The sequence below is a fragment of the Actinomadura montaniterrae genome (genome assembly GCF_008923365.1).
GTDB classification, from domain to species: Bacteria; Actinomycetota; Actinomycetes; order Streptosporangiales; family Streptosporangiaceae; genus Spirillospora; species Spirillospora montaniterrae.
In genome coordinates, this window is sequence record NZ_WBMR01000033.1 from 1 (window position 1) to 19389 (window position 19389).

Consider the following 19389-nt stretch of genomic DNA (forward strand, 5'->3'; position numbering starts at 1 on the left):
CGCCCGCCCGGTGCCCTCCCGCGCTGGCCCCGCGCTGGCCCCGCGCGCGGCTCAGCTCGTGTCGACCGAGCGCTGCTGGCCCGGGTAGCCGGGCTTCTGGTAGGGCAGCCCGACCATCTCGTCGTCGAGCGTCCCGGCGGTGAGCGGCAGGTCCGGCGGCTCGGGGGCGGGGCCGTCCGGCTTCGCGCCGGACGGCGGGGCGTCCACGGGACCGCCCGCGTTCACCCCCTGCGACTCGACGAGGTCGTCTTCATGCTCTTTGTGCATGTTCGTCCCTTTACCCGGCAGGAAGCGGAATAGCCCGACGTCAGGCGGGGGCCTCCGCGCCGCTGCGGGAGAATCGCCGCATGGCGAAGAAGTGCCCCTGCGGGACCGGGACCGCGTACGGGGAATGCTGCGGGCGGCTGCACCGGGGCGAGGCCGCCGCGCGGACGGCCGAGGAGCTGATGCGGTCGCGGTTCAGCGCGTTCGCCGTCCAGGACGAGGCGTACCTGCTGGAGAGCTGGCATCCGGCGACGCGGCCCGAGCGCGTCGAGGCCGATCCCGGGACGCGGTGGACGCAGCTGGAGATCGTCCGCACCGAGGACGGCGGCCCCGGCGACGGCAAGGGCGTCGTGGAGTTCCGCGCGCACTACACGTCGGGCGGGCGGGACGGGGTGCTGCACGAGGTCAGCCGCTTCGTCCGGCACGACGGGGCGTGGGTCTACGTCCGCGGCAAGGTCCAGTGACCCCCGCGCGGGGGATGCCGGTCGACCTGTGAGGGGCAGCGGCTTCGGCCGTGCGGGGGAGGCTCGGCCGCCGCGGCGGCTGCGACGTTGGGGACGCGGGCGACGGGCGCCCGCGGCGAAGGGAGACCCACATGTCGCACCGGAAGATCGCGGTCGCGGTGGCCGTCCTGGCGGCGGCCGGCGCCGCCGGCGGCGGGACGGCCATGGCGCGGGAGAACGGCGGTCCGGCCCCGCGGGAGTCGCACGTCACCGGCGACGCCTGGCTGAAGTACCCCGGCGACCCGCAGTACCCGTACCGGCGGTTCGTCGTGGACGCGCATGGCGGGCCGTGGAAGTTCGTCAACGGCAAGATGGTCATGGGCGCCGCCCGCGGGACGGTCCGGTTCGACCACTTCGCGCCGGACGAGCCGGGCGGGCCGTCCACCCACCACTGGGGGACGATCAAGGTCGACTACGTGATGGCGTCCGGGCCGGTCGCGGTCGTGTCCGGCATCCGGCAGGACGACGAGCACGGCATCCCGCCGAACCAGAAGCGGGCCAACCTGACCTTCTACCAGTCGCCGCGCGGCCACCGGTTCGACCGGATGGGCTTCTCGTGGGGCCTGGTGTACGCGCAGTGCCAGCAGATGGGGAGCGGGCCCGCGCCGTTCAGCCCGGCCGCCGCCGGGCCGGACGGCCGCTGGCTCAAGGGCTACACGGTCAAGGCCGCGCCGCTGGAGATCCCCACGGGCCCGATCCAGGCGCCGGACGACCCGGCGGACTGCTCCTTCGCCGACGGATAGCGCTCCTCCAGGGCGTTCGGAGCGTCTTGGGGCCTCCCGGGGCCTCCCGGGGCCTCTCGGGGCGGCGGGTCAAGCCCAGCGCCACTCCGGCCAGGCGCGGCGCCATTCCGGTCAGGCCTGGCGCCACTCCGGGACGGTCCCGGCCGCGTGGAGGCAGAAGTCGGGCGCGCCTTCGAGGGCCTTCTCCTCGCCGCCCGGCGTGTACGTGACGATCAGCCGCAGCGGGCGCCACGTCGCGTTGTAGGTGGAGTGCCACGCGCCCTTCGGAATGTGGACGGCGTCACCCTCGCGGATCGTGAACGGCGCGCCGTCGTCCACCATCTGCTCCGCCTCGCCGGAGACGACGTAGATGACCTCCTCCGCGTTCGGGTGGTTGTGCCGTGCGTGCCCCTTACCCGGGTTGACGATGACCTCGCCGAGGGTGCTGCCCGCGCCGTCGACGGCCGACGGGGTGACGAACCACTTGATCGACCCCCAGTCGAAGGTCATGGTGGGCACGTCGCCGGGAGTCACGTGCATCAGATCTCCAGGTTCTTGAAGGCGGCCACCTGCTCGGTGATGGCCTGCTCGGTCGGCAGCCGCTCGACCGAGGAGGCCCCGAAGAAGCCGACGACGCCGGTCGTGCGGGACAGGACGTAGGCGGCGTCGTCCGGTTCGGCGATGGGGCCGCCGTGGCACAGGACGAGCACGTCGTCGCGGACCGCTGCGGCCGCGTCCCGCATGGCCTGCACCTTCGCGACCGCCTCGTCCAGCGTCAGGGCGGTGCCGGCGCCGATGCTGCCCTTGGTGGTGAGGCCGACGTGTGGGACGAGGACGTCCGCGCCGGCCTCCGCCATCGCCCGCGCCGAGTCCTCGTCGAAGACGTAGGGGGCCGTGACGAGGTCGCGTTCATGGGCGAGCCGGACCATCTCCACTTCGAGGTCGTAGCCCATGCCGGTCTCTTCGAGGTTCTGCCGGAACACGCCGTCGTAGAGGCCGACGGTCGGGAAGTTCTGCACTCCGGCGAACCCCATCGCCTTCAGCTGGTCGAGGAAGACGGGCATCACGCGGAACGGGTCGGTGCCGCACACGCCCGCGAGGACCGGGGTGTCCCGGACGACCGGCAGCACCTCGGACGCCATCTCGACGACGATCTGGTTGGCGTCCCCGTAGGGCAGCAGCCCGGCGAGGGAGCCGCGGCCCGCCATCCGGTAGCGGCCCGAGTTGTAGATGATGATCAGGTCGACGCCGCCGGCCTCCGCGCATTTCGCGGACAGGCCGGTGCCCGCGCCGGCGCCGATCACCGGTTTGCCCTGCGCGACCGACGCGCGCAGGCGTTCCAGGACGGTCTGACGGTTCACCGCGCTCCCCCTGCGTTCGTCTCGTGCCCTGCGTTCGTCTCGTGCCCTGCGTTCGCTTCGCGTCCCGCGTGCGGCCCGTGCTCCGTGATGAGCTCGTGCAGGCGGTCGGCCATCGCGCGGCCGAACGACGGGTCGTTGATGTTCACGTCCAGGGTCTCGGTCGGGACGGCGCCGTCCATCGCGGCGAAGCAGGCGGCGTCGGCGTCCGGGTCGTGGAACGGCATGCCCGGCGCGTCGAGCGCCGACACGCCGCCGAGCGGGACGAACAGCACGGTCGGTCCGGTGGCCGCGGCGAGCTTGGCCGCGACGCGGCGTCCGAGTTCCGCCATCTCGTCGCGGGTCGTCCGCATCAGCGTCACGGTCGGGTTGTGGACGTACAGGTTGCGGCCGGCGAACCGGTCCGGGACGGTCTCGCGCGGGCCGAAGTTCACCATGTCCAGCGCGCCCGGTGCGACGACCTGCGGGACGCCGTGCCGTCCCGCGGCGGTGAGCCGGTCCGGGCCGGCCGACAGGACGCCGCCGACCAGGTCGTCCGCCAGTTCCGTGGTCGTCAGGTCGAGGACGCCCGCGATGAGGCCGCTGTCGACGAGGCCCTCCAGCGCGCGCCCTCCGGCGCCGGTCGCGTGGAAGACCAGCACCTCGTAGCCGAGGTCGCCGAGCCGCTCGCGCGCCGCGTCCACCGCCGGGGTCGTCACGCCGAACATGGACGCCGCCACGAGGGGCCGCTCGTCCGCGGGCTCCGGCGGCGCGTCCGCGCGGGCCTTCGCCATGCCCGCCGCCGCTGCCGCCGCGTTCCCGAGGATGAGCCGCGACACCCGGTTCACGCCCGCGATGTCGACGACGCTGTAGGTCATCGTGACGTCCTTCGCGCCGACGTACGGCGCCACGTCCCCGGCCGCCATCGTCGACACGATCAGCTTCGGCAGCCCGATCGGCAGGTCCCGGACGGCGCGCGCCGCGATCGACGACCCGCCGCTCCCGCCGACCGCGAGGACCGCGTCGACCCGGCCTTGCACGAGCAGCCCGGCGAGGACGACCGCCGCGCCCTCGCCCATCGCCGTGACGGCCGCGCCCCGGTCCGCCGCGCCGCGCAGCGCCGCGAGCGTCGTGCCGCCGGCCTCCGCGACGCGCTCCGCCGGCACGTCGGCCACCACGCCGGGCGCCGGTTCGCCGACCCCGGCGTCCACGAGGACGACCTCGCAGCCCAGCTCGCGGAGCCGGTCGCGCAGCCACGCGTACTCCGCGCCCTTGGTATCGAGCGTTCCCACCAGTACCACGGTCGCCACGCCGCGCACCTCCCGTCCCGGACTCCTCGAGATCATGCCCGTGCCCCGTCCCCGGCAACCGGCCCGCCGCGGCTCATCCCGCCGCGGGCACCGGCGCTTCGGTGATCTTGCCGTCCTCCAGGTTCAGGACCCGGTCGGCCTCCGACAGCAGCGCCTGGTCGTGCGTGGCGACCAGCACGGTGACGCCCTCGCCGGCGACGATCGCGCGCAGCAGCGGCATGATCGCGGCAGCGGTCTCGGAGTCGAGCTGGCCGGTCGGCTCGTCGGCGAGCAGCAGCCGCGGCCGGTTGGCGAGCGCACGGGCGATCGCGACGCGCTGCTGCTGCCCGCCCGACAGCTCGTAGGGGCGCTGCGCGGCGTGGTCGGCGAGGCCGACGAGCGCGAGCAGCACCCGGACCCGCTCGTCGCGCTCGGCCGGCGCGGTCCGGGTCAGCCGCAGCGGGACCTCGACGTTCTCGGCGGCGGACAGCACCGGGATCAGGCCGTGCGACTGGAACACGAACCCGATGTGGTCGCGGCGCAGCGCGAGCAGGTCGTCCTCGGAAAGGGCGCCGATCTCGCGGCCGTCGACGCGGACGGTGCCGCCGTCCGCGGTGTCGAGGCCGCCGATCAGGTTCAGCAGGGTGGTCTTGCCGGACCCGGACCGGCCCCGGATCGCGACGAGCTCGCCGGGCTCGACCCGGAACGACGCGCCGCGCAGCGCGGGCACCTCGACCTTCCCGGTGCGGTAGGCGCGGACGAGGCCGTCGACGGCGACCATCGGCTCGGTCATGCGCCCTCCTCGCGGGGCCGGTCGGGCCAGACGCCGACGTGGTCGTCCTCCAGGGCCAGCCGCACCCGCTCGCGCATGTCGAGGGCCTCGGTGAAGCCGCGCGGGAGCTGGACGCGTCCGGCCCGGTCGAGGACGGCGTACTCCTCGGCGGTGCGGGTGCCGTCCGAGGCGTCGCGGCGGCGGACCTCGCTGCTGGTGCGGCCGTCGCGGATGCCGACGGTGCGGTCGACGCGCTCGGAGACGCCGGCGTCATGCGTGACGATCACGGTGGTGGTGCCGAACTCCTGGTTGACGCGGCGGAACGCGGCGAACACCTCGGCGGCGGTGCCGGTGTCGAGCTCGCCGGTCGGCTCGTCGGCGAGGACGACGTGCGGCTCGTTGGCGACCGCGACGGCGATCGCGATGCGCTGCTGCTGGCCGCCGGACAGCTCGGCGGGGCGGCGGCCCGCGCAGTCGCCGACGCCGAGCATGCCGAGCAGGTCGGCGGCGCGGGTGGCGCGCTCGCGCCGGGACCGGCCGGCGAACCGCATCGGCAGCTCGACGTTCTGCGCGGCGGTGAGGTACGGCAGCAGGTTCCGGGCGGTCTGCTGCCAGATGAACCCGACCTGCTCGCGGCGGAACGCGAGGCGCTCCTTCGCCGACATGGTGAGCAGGTCGGAGCCGGCGACGCGGGCGACGCCGGCGGTCGGCACGTCCAGCCCGGACAGGATGTTCAGCAGCGTGGACTTGCCGGACCCGGACGCGCCGACGAGGGCGATCAGCTCGCCGGGGTCGACGAGCAGGTCCAGGCCCTGGAGCGCGACGACCTCGATGCCCTCGCTCTTGTAGATGCGGACGAGGTTGTCGCAGACGATGTGCGCGCCCTCGCCGTAGGCGGGGCCGCGTTCGACGGCGCGGCGTTCGAGTTCGGCCAGATCCGGTGCGTCTACCAAGGCTCCCCCTCCATCCGGGGGGACGGCCCGCGCGCCCCCTGGTTCGCTTCGCTCATCTCAGTCCCCCGTTCTCAGGACGTCGCCCAGGTTCGGGCGGTCGAAGGCGCGGTCGACGGCGAGGGCCGCCGCGGCGGCGAGCAGCAGCGCGGCGAGCAGCCCGAGCAGCGCGGCGGCGCCGGGCGTGTGGCCGGTCGCGGTGAACCCGGACGTGTAGGGGCGCAGGTCGACGACCGGCCCGGTGATCTCCGGCAGCAGCAGCCCGAGGACCCAGCCGGCGGCGACCGCGCACAGCAGCACCGGGGCGATCTCGACGAGCGCGAGGGCGCGGCTCTGCCTCCGGTTGAAGCCGAGGACGCGCAGGTGCGCGACGGTCCGCCCGCGGGCGCGGGCGCCGACGACCAGCACCAGCAGGACGGCGAGCAGCCCGTACCCGCCGCCGATCAGCGCCGCGTTCCGGAACGTGCGGTGTACGAGGTGGACCATCGGGACGGCGGTCATGCCGTGCAGGACGTCCGCGCGGAGCTGCACGTCGCGGGGCGCGCCCTTGGGGGCGGCGGCGTCGAGGACCTTGCGCAGCGCGGCGACGTCGACGTGGTCGCCGCGGACGAACAGCTCCGTCGGGTAGTTGCTGGAGCCGAACGTCGTGTACGGGACGACGACGAACGCCGATCCGGTGTCCATGGACGGGAACCGGTCGATCGTCGCGGCAGGCTTGAACCGGAACGGGTCGATGTAGTGGCTGCTGAGGGTGACCGGCTTGGACCCCGACGCGAGGATCCCGGCGGCGCCGGGCGAGACGAGCTGCCCGTTCGGCGCGTCGGGGAGGCCGGGAACGCCGGGGAACGCCTTGCGGTAGGCGTCGAGGTCGATGCCGACGACGGTGATCGGGGCCGGCTCGCCCAGCCCGGTGACCTGCTGGACGACCCGGGCCGGCACCACCGCGGTGACGCCCCGGACGGCGCGCGCCTTGGCGACGGCGCTCGGGTCGAGGCCGGTGGAGCCGATGCGGACGTCGCCGCCGACGACGCTGTAGGAGGCGCGGACCTGCCCGTGCCGCAGCGCCGCGTCCACGGTCGCGCTGAACCCGGCGACGGCGGCGGCGAGCAGCAGGATGACCAGCGGCAGCGCGCCGATCACGCTCTGCCGGGAGGCGCGCGCGAGGCCGACGAACCACAGGGCGCCGCGGCCGCGGCGCAGCAGCGGGCCGGCGGCGCGCAGCAGGTACGGGTAGGCGCGCAGGACGAGCATGCCGAGCGCGGCGCCGAGCAGCACGGGGACGGCGGCGACGAGCGGGTCGCCGCCGGACGCGGCGCCGCGCTGCCGCAGCACCACGACGCCGGCGACCGCGACGACGACCAGCAGCAGGTCCAGGACGAGGCGGCGCAGGGACGGGCGGGCGGCGGTGAAGTCGTCGCGCCGCGCGCCGGCGGAGCCGAGGCCCCCGCCGCGCTCGCGCAGCACCATCGCGCCGGACAGCGCGAGGACGACCGCGACCAGCGCGGCGACCGCGTAGAGCGAGCTCCTCTGCGGCGGTCCGGCGTCCAGGAGGAGACCGGCGGCGTAGCCGGCCGCCGCGGCGGGCAGCACGCCGAGGGCGGTGAGGCCGCCCGCGTACCACGCGAGCTGGCGGAGCGACGCGCCGCGGGCCCGCATCGTGCCGAGGAGGGGCCGGAGCCGTTCGCCGAGGAGGCCGGCGGCGAGCAGCAGCACCCCGGCGGCGACGGCGAGGAGCCCGGCCAGCGCCATCCCGAGGACGGACTGGGCGGTGCGCAGCCGGCCGAGGAAGGCGTCCAGCCGTGCTTCCAGCGGGGTCTCCACCGTGCAGGCGAACAGCCCGGCGTGGCCCTGCACGGCCGCGCGGTAGGAGTCGAGCTCGGCGGCGATGGTCCGCGCGCGGCCGGTGTCGACCGCACCGGTGCGCACCGGGAACCGCCAGGTGAAGGTGAAGCCCCGGCGGGCGTCGGCGGCGATCATGGTGTAGCCGCCGGTGTCCGTCAGCGCGGTGCCGACGACGGCCTTGGTGCCCTCCCTGTCGATGATCCGCTCGGTGGGCCGCAGCAGGGAGACGCGCGGCGCCCAGTAGGCGTCGCGGGGGTTCGCCGGTGCGTAGAGCCCGGTGATGCGGACGTGCAGCGGCTCGGGGATCTCCTCGTCGAACAGGGTGAGCCGGGCGCCGACCTTGTAGCCCATGGCGTCGGCGTACCGTTCGGCGACCATCACCTGGATCTCCGGCGTGGTGCGGCCCTGGTTCAGCGGAACCTCGTTCACCGGCGGGCGCCCGGCGACGATGTCGATGCGCCGGTCGGTGTCCGGGTCCCAGCCGAGGGTCAGCTCCCGCGGTTCGGAGAACTCGCCGGCGATCGACTGGGGGGAGTCCAGCGCGACGGACGCCTCGGGCGGGCCCGTGACGTTCCGCAGCGAGCCCGGGAGGAGCTGCTGCCAGGTGAACGCGTTGGCGGTGAGCGCGCCCACGTTCGGGATGGCGCTGGACGCGCCGGTGCCCTTCGCCCTTCCGACGACCTGCAGGTCGGCGTCGGTGCCGACGGTGGTGGCGGCGTCGCGGTCGTATCCGGCGGCGGTGGCGGCCGGGACGGCGACCGCCAGCAGCGCGCTCACCAGCGCCAGCACGGCCAGCGCGGCGAGCGGCGCCCACTGCGTGCGGGCCAGCCTGAGCCAGGGGCCGGTGTGCAGGGCTCGGCGCATCATTCCTCCCCCGCGCGCAGTCCGGCGCCGACGTTGCGGCGGCGCAGGACCCGGATGACAGGCGGCAGCACGAGCCCGAGGACGGCGGCCGTCCCGGCGAGCATCGCCGCGACCAGCGGCCACTGGACGATCAGGACGGCCGGCGGGTACGGCTCGGTCGCCTGCACCCCGACGACCAGGTGCGGGACGACGAGCCGCGCGACGAGCAGGCCGAGCGCGGTGCCGCCGGCGAGGCCGAGCACGACCAGGAACGCCTGCTCGACGGCGAGCATCCCTGCGACCTGGCGGGGGCCGACGCCGAGCGCGCGCAGCACCGCGAACTCGCGGGACCGCTGCCCGGCGGTGACGGCGGCGTTCACCACGAACGCGATGACGGCGAAGGCGAGCGCGGAGCCGAAGCCGAGGACGAGCGCGCCCTGGAGCGCGGCGCCGAGCGGGGCGTCGCGGAGCCGGGAGCGCAGCGCGGCGCGGTCGCCGGTGACCTCGCCCCATTCGCGGTGCGCGTCGGCGGCCTTGACGGCGGGTCCGGTGCGGTCGCCGCGGACGGACGCCCACCATTCGCCGGGCCGGGTGCTGTCGGGTCCGGCGCGTCCGGAGGCGAGCCGCTTCTCCACGAGGGTGGGCAGGTCGACGAGGACGCCGGGGGCGTCGGGCGCGGTGGTGGGCAGCGCGTCGACGACGCCGATGACCTTGACGGGCTGGTCGCCGTCGACGGTGCTCAGGGTGAGGGTGGCGCCGACGCCGACCTTGGCGCGAGACGCGGCGGCGGCGGTGATGACGCCCGGCACGGCCGGCTGGAGGTGTACGTTCTGGTCGCCGTGGGGCGGTGGCGTGCCGGCGCCGAGCACCGCGTGGACGGACGTCCCGCTGGCGAGCCGGAGGCTGCCGAACACGACCTCGCCGGGCGGGCTGGCGGGGATCGCGATCTCGGCGAGCCCGGGCCCGTTCGCCAGCTTCGGGCGGGACGGGTGGACGGGGTCCGTCGGCTCGGCGAACACGTCCCACCGGGCTCCGGCGGGTGGCGCGGCCTCGCCGGTCCCCTCTCCGCGGACGTGCTCCAGGGTGAGGTCGATGGCCCCGCTGTAGCCGTTGTCGTCGTAGGAGTAGTGCAGGGCGCGCACGGACAGCGGGTAGCTCAGCACGCCGCCGGGTCCGGCGAGGGCGGCGGTGTCGACCGCGATGGTGTGGGTCCGGCCGTCCGGCCGGATGCCGGGGAGCGGGACGCGGGCCGTCACGCCGTGGGCGTCGGCGACGGTCGCCTCGGCCTTGTACGCGTCGACCGGCGGCGGGACGGTGCCGTCGGGCAGCGGCGGGACGGGTCCGGCGCGCTTCAGCCGGATGTCGAACAGCAGCCGCGCGGGCCTGCCGGGGACCGCGAGCCCGGGGGTCGGGGGGCGCGCGGCGGCGAGCGCGCCGAGCGCCAGGCCGTGCCGCAGGTCGGAGCGGATCCGGAGCATCGTCCCGAGCCGCGCGGTGTCGGCCGCGAGCAGGGTGGCGGACGCGGTGCCGATGGTGCCCTCGACGCGCAGCGCGCCGGTCACGGAGGTGACGCCGGGCAGCGCCGCGACCCGGCCGCCGGCGCCGAGCGGGGTCGGGGCGAAGACCCCGACGGGCGCGCTGACGCGCAGGTCGCTGCCGCTCTGGAAGTCGGCCTGGTCGGTCTGCGAGCGGCGCCAGGTCGCCATGGTCGTGACCGACAGCACCCCGACCGCGATCGCCATGACCAGGAGCAGCACGGGCCCGGCGTAGCGCAGCGAGCGGCGGCCGACCTGCCGGGCGCCGAGCGCGGGGGCCAGGCCGCGGCCGCGCGCGGCGACCCGTTCGGCGGCGCCGGAGGCGACGGGCACGACGCGCAGCAGCAGGACGGCGCCGGCGAGCAGCCCGAGCGCGGGCCCGGACACGATGACCGGGTCGACACCGGACGCGCCGCCGGACGCGCCGGTCCCGTCGACGCCGTACCGGGTGAGCTGCCAGATCGCGAGCGCGGCGACGAGCAGCAGCGCGAGGTCGGCGCCCGATCCGACGAGCCCGCCGCGGCGGGCGCGGCCCATGCCGGCCTGCGCCTCGACGAAGGTGCGGTTCGCGCCGCGCAGCGTCGGGACGGTCAGCGCGACGGCGCCGGCGAGCGCGGTGGCGACCGAGACGCCCCACAGCGGCGCGAGGGGCCCGGCGTCCAGCCGCAGCCCGGACGCGCGGATCGCGGGCGCCCATCCGGCGAGGTGCAGCAGCGGCCCGGCGAGCAGCGGCCCGCACACCGCGGCGGGCAGCACGATCAGCGCGCCCTCGGCGACGCCGAGCCGGGCGAGCTGGCGCATGCCGAGGCCGCGGGTGCGCAGCAGCGCGACCTCCCCGCGCCGGTGGTCGGCGAGCAGCCGGGCGACGAGCATCCAGGCGCATCCGGCCAGCAGGATCAGCTGGAGCACCGGGATCAGCATGGTGGAGCGGGTGACCCGGACCGCGTCGGCGAGCTGGGCGGCGAGCGTCGGCAGGCTCGTCACGACGGTGTACTGGGCGCCGCCGGAGGCCTTCTGGACGATGGCGCCGCTGCGCGCGGCGCGGCCGCCGAGCGGGTCGATGTCGCCGGTGCCGATGTGCCGCAGGTCGGGCATGACCGTCCACCGGACGTCCACGCCGGTGCCGGTGAGGCGGGCGGCGAACACGTCCTGCGGCACCACGAGCGGCCCGTAGGTGGTGTAGTCGCCGTGCTCGGCGCCGGTGGTGACCAGCTGGTCGCCCTGCCAGAAGTAGTCGTCCGGGCGGGGCACCTCGAAGAGCCCGACGACGCGGGCGCGCACGACCGACCTCTTGTCGACGCGGCCGTGCAGGGTGAGGACGTCGCCGACGGCGGCGTGCATCGAGCGGGCGGCGGCGGCCGGGAGGGCGGCCTCCATCTCGGCGTCCTTGCCGGTCCCGGCGCCCGGCGAGGGCCAGCGGCCCTGGGCGAGGCGGGCGTGCCGGTCGATGCCGGTGAAGGTCGCGAACGCGGTGAGCTGCGGGTGCTCGCTCTTCTCCTGCCCCGGCAGCGTGTAGGAGTCGCTGCGGACGCCCATGGAGACCGATAACGGGACGTCCCGGTAGATCTGCTTGAGCGCGGCGTCCACCTGCCGCTGCGCGGTGCCGAGCCCGCCGGCCGGGACGTTGGTGCTGAGCGTCGTGCCGACCGTCGCGAACGTCGCGTCGGCGAGCGTGCGCTGGAGGCCCTCGCGGGTCACCGAGCCGGCGTAGCCGACGAGGGCCGCGAGGACGGTCGTGGCGAACAGCGCGGTGGCGCACGCGGCCAGCACCAGCGTGCGGTCCGCGGCCATGCGCCTGACGACGAGCCCCCGTTGCCCCATAGCCGCACATGATCAATGGGCGTGACCTGGACAACAAGAGCTGAGCGGGTTTCTTGTACTTATCGCAACATTTCCGGTACTTCACCATGATCTGGACAGATCAACCGCCCTACCCGGTGCGCGGGCCTGTCCGGTGCGCGGCGGGTCACGCCTCGCCGCGGCGGAGGGCGATGAGGCGGTCCAGGACGTTCGCGTCCGCGGACAGGCCGTTGTGCGCGTACTCGCTCGTCACCCACGTCCGGATGCCCGGGATGGCGGCGGCCGTCGCCATCGACATCTCGCGGTCCACGTACATGTCGTCGTAGTAGACCGCCGCCGCCACCGGCACGGTCGTGGACGCCAGCCGCTCCGGGTCGTACAACGCCGGCCATTCGTGCGCCGCGACCAGGTCGGCGCACTCCCGCAGCGGGACCAGCGCCGGATCCTCCTCGAAGAACGACGGGAAGATCGTCTCGCCCAGGAAACGGAACGGCTCCGCCTGCGGCGCGAACTCGGGGAACTCCTCGACGACCCGCGCGGCCGACCAGTTCGACGCCGTCCCGTTGCTGAGGGACGACTCGTGGATGAGCGCGTAGAGCGGCTGCGCCGCGAACGAAACGAGCGCGTTCACGCCGTGCAGGAACGTGTCGGACAGCCGGTCCTCGGCGATGAACGCCTCCTCCAGCAGGTAGTGCAGGTTGTCGAACTGCGCGGAATGGCCGAGCCCGATGCCCAGGCCCTGGAACCGGCGGACGGTCAGCCGCTCCCCGCCCGGCAGGCGCTCGTCGGCCCGGTCCAGGTGCGCGGCGATGCGGCGCGCGACGTCCTGGTCCCCCGGGTAGCGCGCGAAGTAGCGCTCGTTGGCCGCGGCGATCCGCCGGTACGCCGCGCGGTACCAGTCGTCGGGCGTCGCCGTCAGGCTCGGCAGCCCGCCGGTGATGAACGCCTCGCTCAGCCCCTCCGGCGCGATCGACAGGTACGTCACCGTGCAGAAACCGCCGAAGCTCTGCCCGAGCACGCTCCACGGGCGGTCCCCGGCCAGGTGGCGGCGCAGCAGTTCCGCGTCGCGGACGATCGAGTCGGCGCGGAAGTGCCGCAGGAGTTCGGCGGCGGCCTTCGGATCGGCGGGGAGCGTCTGCCGGTTCAGCGGCGTGCTGCGTCCGGTGCCGCGCTGGTCGAGCAGCAGCACCCGGTATTCCTTGAGCGCGCGGGCGAGCCACGCCGCGGGCATCGCGCCGGGCCGCGGCGACTTGTTGCCCGGCCCGCCCTGCAGGTAGAGCAGCCACGGCAGGTCCGCGTCACGCCTCCCGGGCGCGACGACCTCGCGCGCGTAGATCCGGATCGCACCCCCGGCCGGGTGGTCGTGGTCGAGCGGCACGTCCAGAAAATGGTCGGTGCACGCGTACCCGGCCCGGACGAACGAGTTCCCCATTCCCCCACTATCCCCGACCCGCTGCGCCGCGGGAGAGGACGTCGGCGATGAGGTCGGGGGTGCGGGCGGGGGGCTCGGCCTGGACGCCCAGCCGGTTCAGCGCGTCCCGGTACCGGATGACGTCGGACGGGCGGTCCGGGTACAGGGCGCCGGTGAGCTGCTCCAGGTACACGACGTCCGGGAGCTCCGGCTCGGCGAACCGGAGCAGGGTCACCGGGCCGCTCTCGACGGCGTGCCCGCCGGCGGCGAACGGCAGCACCTGGACGGTGACGTTCGGCAGCCGCGAGATCTCGACCAGGTGCCGCAGCTGCTCGCGCATCACCTCGGGGCCGCCGACGACGCGGCGCAGCGCGGCCTCGTCCAGCACCGCCCACAGCTTCGGCGGCTCGGGCCGGTCGAGGACGTGCCGGCGGCGCATCCGCAGCTCGACGCGGCGGTCGACCTCCTCGGCGCTCGCGTCCGGGTACCGGGCGGCGATGAGCGCGCGGGCGTAGCGCGGGGTCTGCAGCAGGTCCGGGACGTTCTGGACCTCGAACACCCGGACCAGCACGGCGCCCTGCTCCAGCCCGAGGTACGGCTCGAACCAGCCGGGCACGACGTCGGCGTACGGCTGCCACCAGCCCGGCCGGTTCGCCTGCTCGGCCAGCTCCAGCAGCGCCTCGCGGCGGACGGGGTCGTCCACCCCGTAGAGGGTGAGCAGGTCGGCGACGTCGCGCTCCTTGAACCCGACGCGGCCCAGCTCCATCCGGCTGATCTTGGAGTGCGAGCCGCGGATCTCGTAGCCGGCGGCCTCGGTGGAGATCTCGGCGGCCTCGCGGAGCCGGCGCAGCTGCGCGCCGACGACCATGCGGAGCACGGTCGGGCCGGCCGAGCCGGACGGGACGGAAACATCGATACCGGACACCTCGGGCGACGCCCCCGGTCCGACTCTCGGGTCTCCCACGGGACGCCTCCTCGGCGCACGTCGACGTGCCTTCCGCAAAGAAGTTACCCGCCCGCGAGCCCGTTGCCCAATGCACCCGGACGGACCGTTTCGTGCGTTTCTCCGGCGATTCGTCCCATCGGCCGCCGGCGGACCGGCGCTGACCTGGCAGGATACGAGCCGGCAAGAAAATCCCGAAAAAAGTCGCGGCGGATGTCGATCCGGCCCGCCCCCGCTCGACGCGTCAGTGAGGGCCGGGAAGGACCCGGCCCGGCAGGACCACGGAGGCACCGATGCGCTTCATGATGATGACCACCGACGACGGCGCGGAGCAGGGCGAGCCGGACGAGGCGATGATGGCGGAGATGGGCGCGTTCATCGCCGAGATGTCCGCGGCCGGGGTGCTGCTGGCGACCGGCGGCCTCGAGCCCGGCGGCACCCGCATCAAGGCGTCCGGCGGCAAGGTCACCCTCACCGACGGCCCGTTCGCCGAGGCCAAGGAGGTCGTGGTCGGCTTCGCGCTGGTCGAGGTGCGCAGCCGGGAGGAGGCGATCGAGCTGTCCAAGCGCTTCTTCCAGATCGTCGGCGACGGCGAGGGCGTCATCCAGCAGGTCTTCGGCCCCGGCGACGAGGTCCCCGGCGCCTGACCCCGGGCTCCTGACCCCGGCCGCCCGACCCCGGGCGCCCGGCCCGGCTCCCGGGTCCGGCGCCTGGGCCGGGCCGCCGGGACGGGCGGTGACCTGCGGGGAGGCGGCGTCCGGGTTGCGCGGCGGGCGGCGCGGGTGCTGTCATCGGCACCGTGACGCCATCCGCCGCCCCGGACGCCTCCGGCGCCCCCGACCCGCGCGCCGGCGGCGGACGCCCGTCGGGCGTGCACGCGAGCATCGACGCGGTGTGGCGGCTGGAGTCCGCCCGCATCATCGCCGGGCTGGCCCGGCTGGTGCGCGACGTCGGCCTCGCGGAGGAGCTCGCGCAGGACGCGCTCGTCGCCGCGCTCGAACAGTGGCCCGGGTCGGGCGTCCCGGACAACCCGGGCGCCTGGCTCATGGCCGTCGGCAAGCGCCGCGCCATCGACCGGATCCGCCGCGAGCAGCGGCTGGAGACCAAGCTCGAGGAGCTCGGGCACGGGCTGGAGCCCGAGGCGCGGGAGGCGCCGCCCGAGTTCGACCTCGCCGCCGACGACGAGCACATCGAGGACGACGTCCTCCGGCTCGTCTTCACCGCCTGCCACCCGGTGCTGTCCACGCAGGCCAGGGTCGCGATGACGCTGCGCATGCTCGGCGGCCTCACCACCGAGGAGATCGCCCGCGCGTTCCTGACCTCCGAGCCGACCGTCGCGCAGCGGATCGTCCGGGCCAAGCGGACGCTGTCGGAGGCCGGCGTCCCGTTCGAGGTGCCGGAGGGCCCCGACCGGGCCGCCCGGCTGTCGTCGGTGCTCGAGGTCGTCTACCTGATCTTCAACGAGGGCTACGCGGCGAGCGGCGGCGACGACTGGGTCCGCACGGACCTGTGCCAGGAGGCGCTGCGCCTCGGCCGCATCCTCGCCCACCTCGCGCCCGGGGAGCCGGAGGTGCACGGGCTCGTCGCGCTGATGGAGATCCAGGCGTCCCGCATCCGCGCCCGCACCGGGCCGTCCGGCGAGCCCGTCCCGCTGCACGAGCAGGACCGCGCGCTCTGGGACCGGCTGCTCATCCACCGCGGCTTCGCCGCGCTGCTGCGCGCCCGCGAGATCGGCGCGCCGCCCGGCCCGTACGTCCTGCAGGCCGCGATCGCCGCCTCCCACGCGCAGGCCGCCACCGCCGCCGACACCGACTGGGCGCAGATCGCCTCGCTGTACGGGCACCTCGCGGAGGTCGCGCCGTCCCCGATCGTCGAGCTGAACCGGGCCGTCGCCGTCGGGATGGCGGACGGCCCCGAGGCGGGCCTCCGGCTCGTCGACGCCATCGCGGGCGAGCCGGCGCTGCGCGGCTACCCACTGCTGCCCGGCGTCCGCGGCGACCTGCTCGCCCGGCTCGGCCGGACCGCCGAGGCCCGCGCGGAGTTCGAGCGCGCCGCGGAGCTCACCCGCAACGCGCCCGAACGCCGCGTCCTGCTCGGCCGGGCCGCCGCCCTGCACGGCGCTCAGTAGTCCTTCACGGTGAACGCGTTGACGATCTCGCCGAAGTCCTGGAAGTCGACGACCTCGGTGTCCTTGCCCATCTCGGCGTCGCGCTGCGCGTCCACCCGCGCCTTGTTCGTCAGCGCCAGCTCCTGGTTCGCCGCGACGTACCCGCGCAGCTCCCGCTCGTAGGCCGGGAACGCCGCGCGGTGGTCGCCGCCCGCCGCCTTCAGCTCTCCGGCGAGGACGTACGCGCCGACCATCGCCATGCTGGTGCCCTGTCCTGACAGCGGCGACCCGCAGTACCCGGCGTCGCCGAGCAGGACGACGCGGCCCTTCGACCAGGAGTCCATGTGGATCTGCGCCATCGCGTCGAAGTGGAAGTCGGGCGCGTCCCACATCGTCTCCAGCAGCCGCGGCAGCTCCCAGCCGCCGCCCTCCAGCGCGTCCGCGAGGATCTTCTTCTGCGCGGCGGTGTCGCGGTAGTCGTACGCGATCGGCTGCTCGGACTCGAAGCCCAGGTAGACGCGGACCTCCTCGTTGTCGCGGACGCTCATCACGCCGCCGCCCCACGCGCTGCCCGGCATCTGGTGGAACACCTGCCAGCGGTCCAGGCCGAGGAAGTTCGGCGCCGTCCACACGCCGAGGTAGGTGCCGAGGTGCGAGATGAACCGCTCCTCCGGCCCGAAGACGAGCCGCCGGGTGTTGGAGTGCGCGCCGTCCGCACCGACGACCAGGTCGAACGTCCGGACGGTGCCGCTGCGGAAGGTCACGCGGACGCCGTCGTCGTTCTCGTCCAGTTCGGCGATCGAGTCGCCGAACAGGTACTCGACGCCACTGCCGGCCGCGTCCGCGATGATGTGCGACAGGTCGTCGCGGAGGATCTCGATGTCCGGGCTGTCGAGGTCGCCGGCGGTGATGGTGCGCTCCTCGCTGCGGTACAGCTCATTGCCGTCGGCGTCCACCATCGACATCCCGCGCATCTGGACGCGCCGCTCGCGGACCAGGTCGAGGATCCCCATCCGCTCGGCGACCTCCAGCGCCGGGCCGCGCACGTCGATCGCCTGCCCGCCGTCCCGCAGGCCCTGCGTGACCTCGACGATCGTCACCTCGAACCCGTAGCGCTCCAGCCAGTACGCCAGGGCGGGGCCGCCGATGCTCGCGCCGGAGATGAGGACCTTCGTGTTCTCCATGAGTGACTCCCTCTCAGGGGCGGGAGGTGCTTCCCGCCGTCCACCCAGGAGACTGGCCGCGCCCGCTGACCGCGCCCGCACCGTCCGCTGACGGACCGGTCACGGGCGGGCGATCACGGGTCGGAGTGGGCGGCGTGGGCGGCGTGGGCGGCGTCGATCTGCTCCCAGGCGACCTGCAGCAGCGCGGCGCGCTTCTCCTCGGGCGTCCCGTCCATGGAGGAGATCGCGAAGGTGCCGAAGTAGACGGTGAACAGCGCGCTGAGGGAGCGGACGCGGTCCAGGACGGGCCTGTCCGGGTCGGTGAGCAGGGTGCCGAGCTGCTGCATGCGGTCGCGGAAGGTCTTCGGCGCGGACCGGTCGCGCAGCGCCGCCTGGTTCTCCTGGAGGAACTGGAAGACCGGGGCCCACTCCTCCAGCGCCTCGTTGAGGCGGCGCAGCAGCTCCCGCCTGGTCTCCAGCGTCGTCGGCTGGGTGCGGGCCCAGGCGATCAGCTCGTCGAGGCGCTCGCCGATGCCGCCGACCAGGGCGTCGAGGATGTCCTCCTTGGTGCGGAAGTGGTAGTACAGCGCGGCCTTCGTCACGTCGAGCCGCTCGGCGATCTCCCGCAGGGAGGTCTGGTCGTAGCCGCGTTCGAGGAACAGCTCCAGCGCGACGTCCAGGATGCGTTCCCTGGTGTCCTTGCGACGCGTCTGCGGCTTGCTCACGGTGTGCCTCTCCTCCGGCCGGCCTGCCCGCCTCCACCGTATCGCGGCAACTTACTTGACGCCCGGCTAGTTAGCGCGGCTAGCGACCGGTCCCGGCCGGGCGGAGGCGCCGGGCATCCCACGGAACGCGCCACGCGCCAGGAGCGACCGGCCGGGATGGTACTGATAGTGGAAGCGGGCGCCGCGTCCGCGGAAAGGAGCCCCCCGTGATCGCGCTTCCGGACGTCGAGGCCGCCGCGGGACGCGTCGCCGGCCGCATCCGCGAGACGCCGCTGCTCGCGGTGGACCCCGGCCCGCTCGCCCCCGCCGGACGGCTGTGGCTGAAGCTGGAGCAGGCCCAGCACACCGGGTCGTTCAAGGCGCGCGGCGCGTTCAACCACATCCTCGCCGCGAAGGCCGGCGGGCGGCTCCCCGCGACCGGCGTCGTCGCCGCGTCCGGCGGCAACGCGGGGCTCGCGTTCGCCTACGCCGCCGCCGAAGTCGGCGTGCCCGCCGAGGTGTTCGTCCCCGAGACGGCCCCGGCGGTGAAGGTCGCGCGGCTGCGCGCGCTCGGCGCCACCGTCGTCCAGGTCGGCACGCGCTACGCCGAGGCGCAGGACGCCGCGACCAAGCGCGCCGCCGACACCGGCGCCCTGTTCTGCCACGCCTACGACCAGCCGGAGGTCTGCGCCGGCCAGGGCACCCTCGGCCTGGAGATCCTCGACCGGACCGGCGGCGAGGTCGACACGGTGCTCCTCGCCGTCGGCGGCGGGGGCCTGATGGCGGGCGTCGCCGCCGCCCTCGAAGGCCGCGCCCGCGTCGTCGGCGTCGAACCGGAGACCATCCCGACCCTCGAACGCGCCCTGCACGCCGGCCGCCCGGTGGACGTCCCGGTCTCCGGCGTCGCCGCCGACTCGCTCGGCGCCACCCGCCTCGGCGACATCGCGTACGCCGTCGCCGCCCGCACCGGCGTGGCGCCGGTGCTGGTGTCCGACGACGCGATCATCGAGGCGCGCCGGTTCGTGTGGGAGGAGTACCGGCAGGTCGTCGAGCACGGCACGGCCGCCGCGGTCGCGGCCCTCCGTACCGGCGCGTACCGCCCCGCTGCCGGTGAACGGGTCGTCGTCGTGCTCTGCGGCGCCAATACCGACCCGTCCGATCTCCTCCTCGACCCCGGCGCGTCCTAGGCGGGGCGGGAGTCCGG

Annotated in this window: 17 protein-coding genes; 5 read left to right on the top strand and 12 right to left on the bottom strand. The window is 75.1% G+C overall.

What is annotated here, in order from left to right; genetic code table 11:
• Nucleotides 1–51: 51 nt before the first annotated feature.
• Entirely contained in the window at nt 52–267 is a 216-nt protein-coding gene (locus F9B16_RS14525; RefSeq protein WP_151540583.1) for a hypothetical protein, read from the bottom strand.
• Between the two features lie 80 nt (nt 268–347).
• Here F9B16_RS14525 and F9B16_RS14530 point away from each other — a divergent pair, with 80 nt between their 5' ends.
• Together F9B16_RS14530 and F9B16_RS14535 are read left to right on the top strand one after the other, a co-directional pair.
• The gene (locus F9B16_RS14530; protein WP_151540584.1) at nt 348–728 is read left to right on the top strand and encodes a YchJ family protein; all 381 of its coding nucleotides are present in this window, start codon (nt 348–350) and stop codon (nt 726–728) included.
• Nucleotides 729–859: 131 nt separating this feature from the next.
• Nucleotides 860–1510: a hypothetical protein gene (locus tag F9B16_RS14535; RefSeq protein ID WP_151540585.1), complete on the top strand. Its 651-nt coding sequence runs from the start codon at nt 860–862 to the stop codon at nt 1508–1510.
• 111 nt (nt 1511–1621) lie between these two features.
• On the opposite strand, the gene F9B16_RS14540 is transcribed toward F9B16_RS14535, so the two are convergent.
• The 9 genes from F9B16_RS14540 to F9B16_RS14580 all read right to left on the bottom strand — a co-directional run bounded on the left by F9B16_RS14540 (nt 1622) and on the right by F9B16_RS14580 (nt 14232).
• Nucleotides 1622–2029 carry a cupin domain-containing protein gene (locus F9B16_RS14540; protein ID WP_151540586.1) on the bottom strand — a complete coding sequence of 136 codons (408 nt, stop codon included), beginning with the start codon at nt 2027–2029 and terminating at the stop codon, nt 1622–1624.
• A complete protein-coding gene (locus F9B16_RS14545) occupies nt 2029–2850 on the bottom strand; it encodes a phosphoenolpyruvate hydrolase family protein (RefSeq protein ID WP_151540587.1) in 822 nt (273 codons plus the stop codon). Before F9B16_RS14545 ends, F9B16_RS14540 begins: the two co-directional genes overlap by 1 nt.
• A complete protein-coding gene (locus F9B16_RS14550) occupies nt 2847–4172 on the bottom strand; it encodes a Tm-1-like ATP-binding domain-containing protein (protein ID WP_318839234.1) in 1326 nt (441 codons plus the stop codon). Before F9B16_RS14550 ends, F9B16_RS14545 begins: the two co-directional genes overlap by 4 nt.
• Before the next feature lie 37 nt (nt 4173–4209).
• Nucleotides 4210–4908 (bottom strand): ABC transporter ATP-binding protein, encoded by a 699-nt coding sequence (locus F9B16_RS14555; RefSeq protein ID WP_151540589.1) that lies wholly within the window; start codon nt 4906–4908, stop codon nt 4210–4212.
• A complete protein-coding gene (locus tag F9B16_RS14560) occupies nt 4905–5840 on the bottom strand; it encodes an ABC transporter ATP-binding protein (RefSeq protein WP_151540590.1) in 936 nt (311 codons plus the stop codon). Before F9B16_RS14560 ends, F9B16_RS14555 begins: the two co-directional genes overlap by 4 nt.
• A gap of 57 nt (nt 5841–5897) precedes the next feature.
• Nucleotides 5898–8543: an FtsX-like permease family protein gene (locus F9B16_RS14565; protein ID WP_151540591.1), complete on the bottom strand. Its 2646-nt coding sequence runs from the start codon at nt 8541–8543 to the stop codon at nt 5898–5900.
• A complete protein-coding gene (locus tag F9B16_RS14570; protein ID WP_151540592.1) occupies nt 8543–11878 on the bottom strand; it encodes an ABC transporter permease in 3336 nt (1111 codons plus the stop codon). The genes F9B16_RS14565 and F9B16_RS14570 overlap by 1 nt, the downstream gene beginning before the upstream one ends.
• Before the next feature lie 145 nt (nt 11879–12023).
• A complete protein-coding gene (locus F9B16_RS14575) occupies nt 12024–13289 on the bottom strand; it encodes an alpha/beta fold hydrolase (RefSeq protein ID WP_151540593.1) in 1266 nt (421 codons plus the stop codon).
• A 7-nt stretch (nt 13290–13296) separates the two neighbouring features.
• A complete protein-coding gene (locus F9B16_RS14580; protein ID WP_404800498.1) occupies nt 13297–14232 on the bottom strand; it encodes a helix-turn-helix domain-containing protein in 936 nt (311 codons plus the stop codon).
• Between the two features lie 272 nt (nt 14233–14504).
• Between F9B16_RS14580 and F9B16_RS14585 the strand changes: the two genes are divergently transcribed.
• Both F9B16_RS14585 and F9B16_RS14590 read left to right on the top strand, forming a co-directional pair.
• A complete protein-coding gene (locus F9B16_RS14585; RefSeq protein ID WP_151540594.1) occupies nt 14505–14858 on the top strand; it encodes a YciI family protein in 354 nt (117 codons plus the stop codon).
• Nucleotides 14859–15094: 236 nt separating this feature from the next.
• Complete coding sequence (locus F9B16_RS14590; RefSeq protein ID WP_225991633.1) at nt 15095–16339, top strand: RNA polymerase sigma factor; 1245 nt, start codon at nt 15095–15097, stop codon at nt 16337–16339.
• Here the strand turns inward: F9B16_RS14590 and F9B16_RS14595 are convergent.
• Complete coding sequence (locus F9B16_RS14595; protein WP_151540596.1) at nt 16333–17502, bottom strand: FAD-dependent monooxygenase; 1170 nt, start codon at nt 17500–17502, stop codon at nt 16333–16335. The two genes, F9B16_RS14590 and F9B16_RS14595, sit on opposite strands and share 7 nt — an antisense overlap.
• 113 nt (nt 17503–17615) lie before the next feature.
• Nucleotides 17616–18206 carry a TetR/AcrR family transcriptional regulator gene (locus F9B16_RS14600; RefSeq protein ID WP_151540597.1) on the bottom strand — a complete coding sequence of 197 codons (591 nt, stop codon included), beginning with the start codon at nt 18204–18206 and terminating at the stop codon, nt 17616–17618.
• A 206-nt stretch (nt 18207–18412) separates the two neighbouring features.
• Between F9B16_RS14600 and F9B16_RS14605 the strand changes: the two genes are divergently transcribed.
• On the top strand, nt 18413–19372 hold the full coding sequence (locus F9B16_RS14605; RefSeq protein WP_151540598.1) for a threonine/serine dehydratase: 960 nt from the start codon (nt 18413–18415) through the stop codon (nt 19370–19372).
• The last annotated feature ends 17 nt before the right edge of the window (nt 19373–19389 follow it).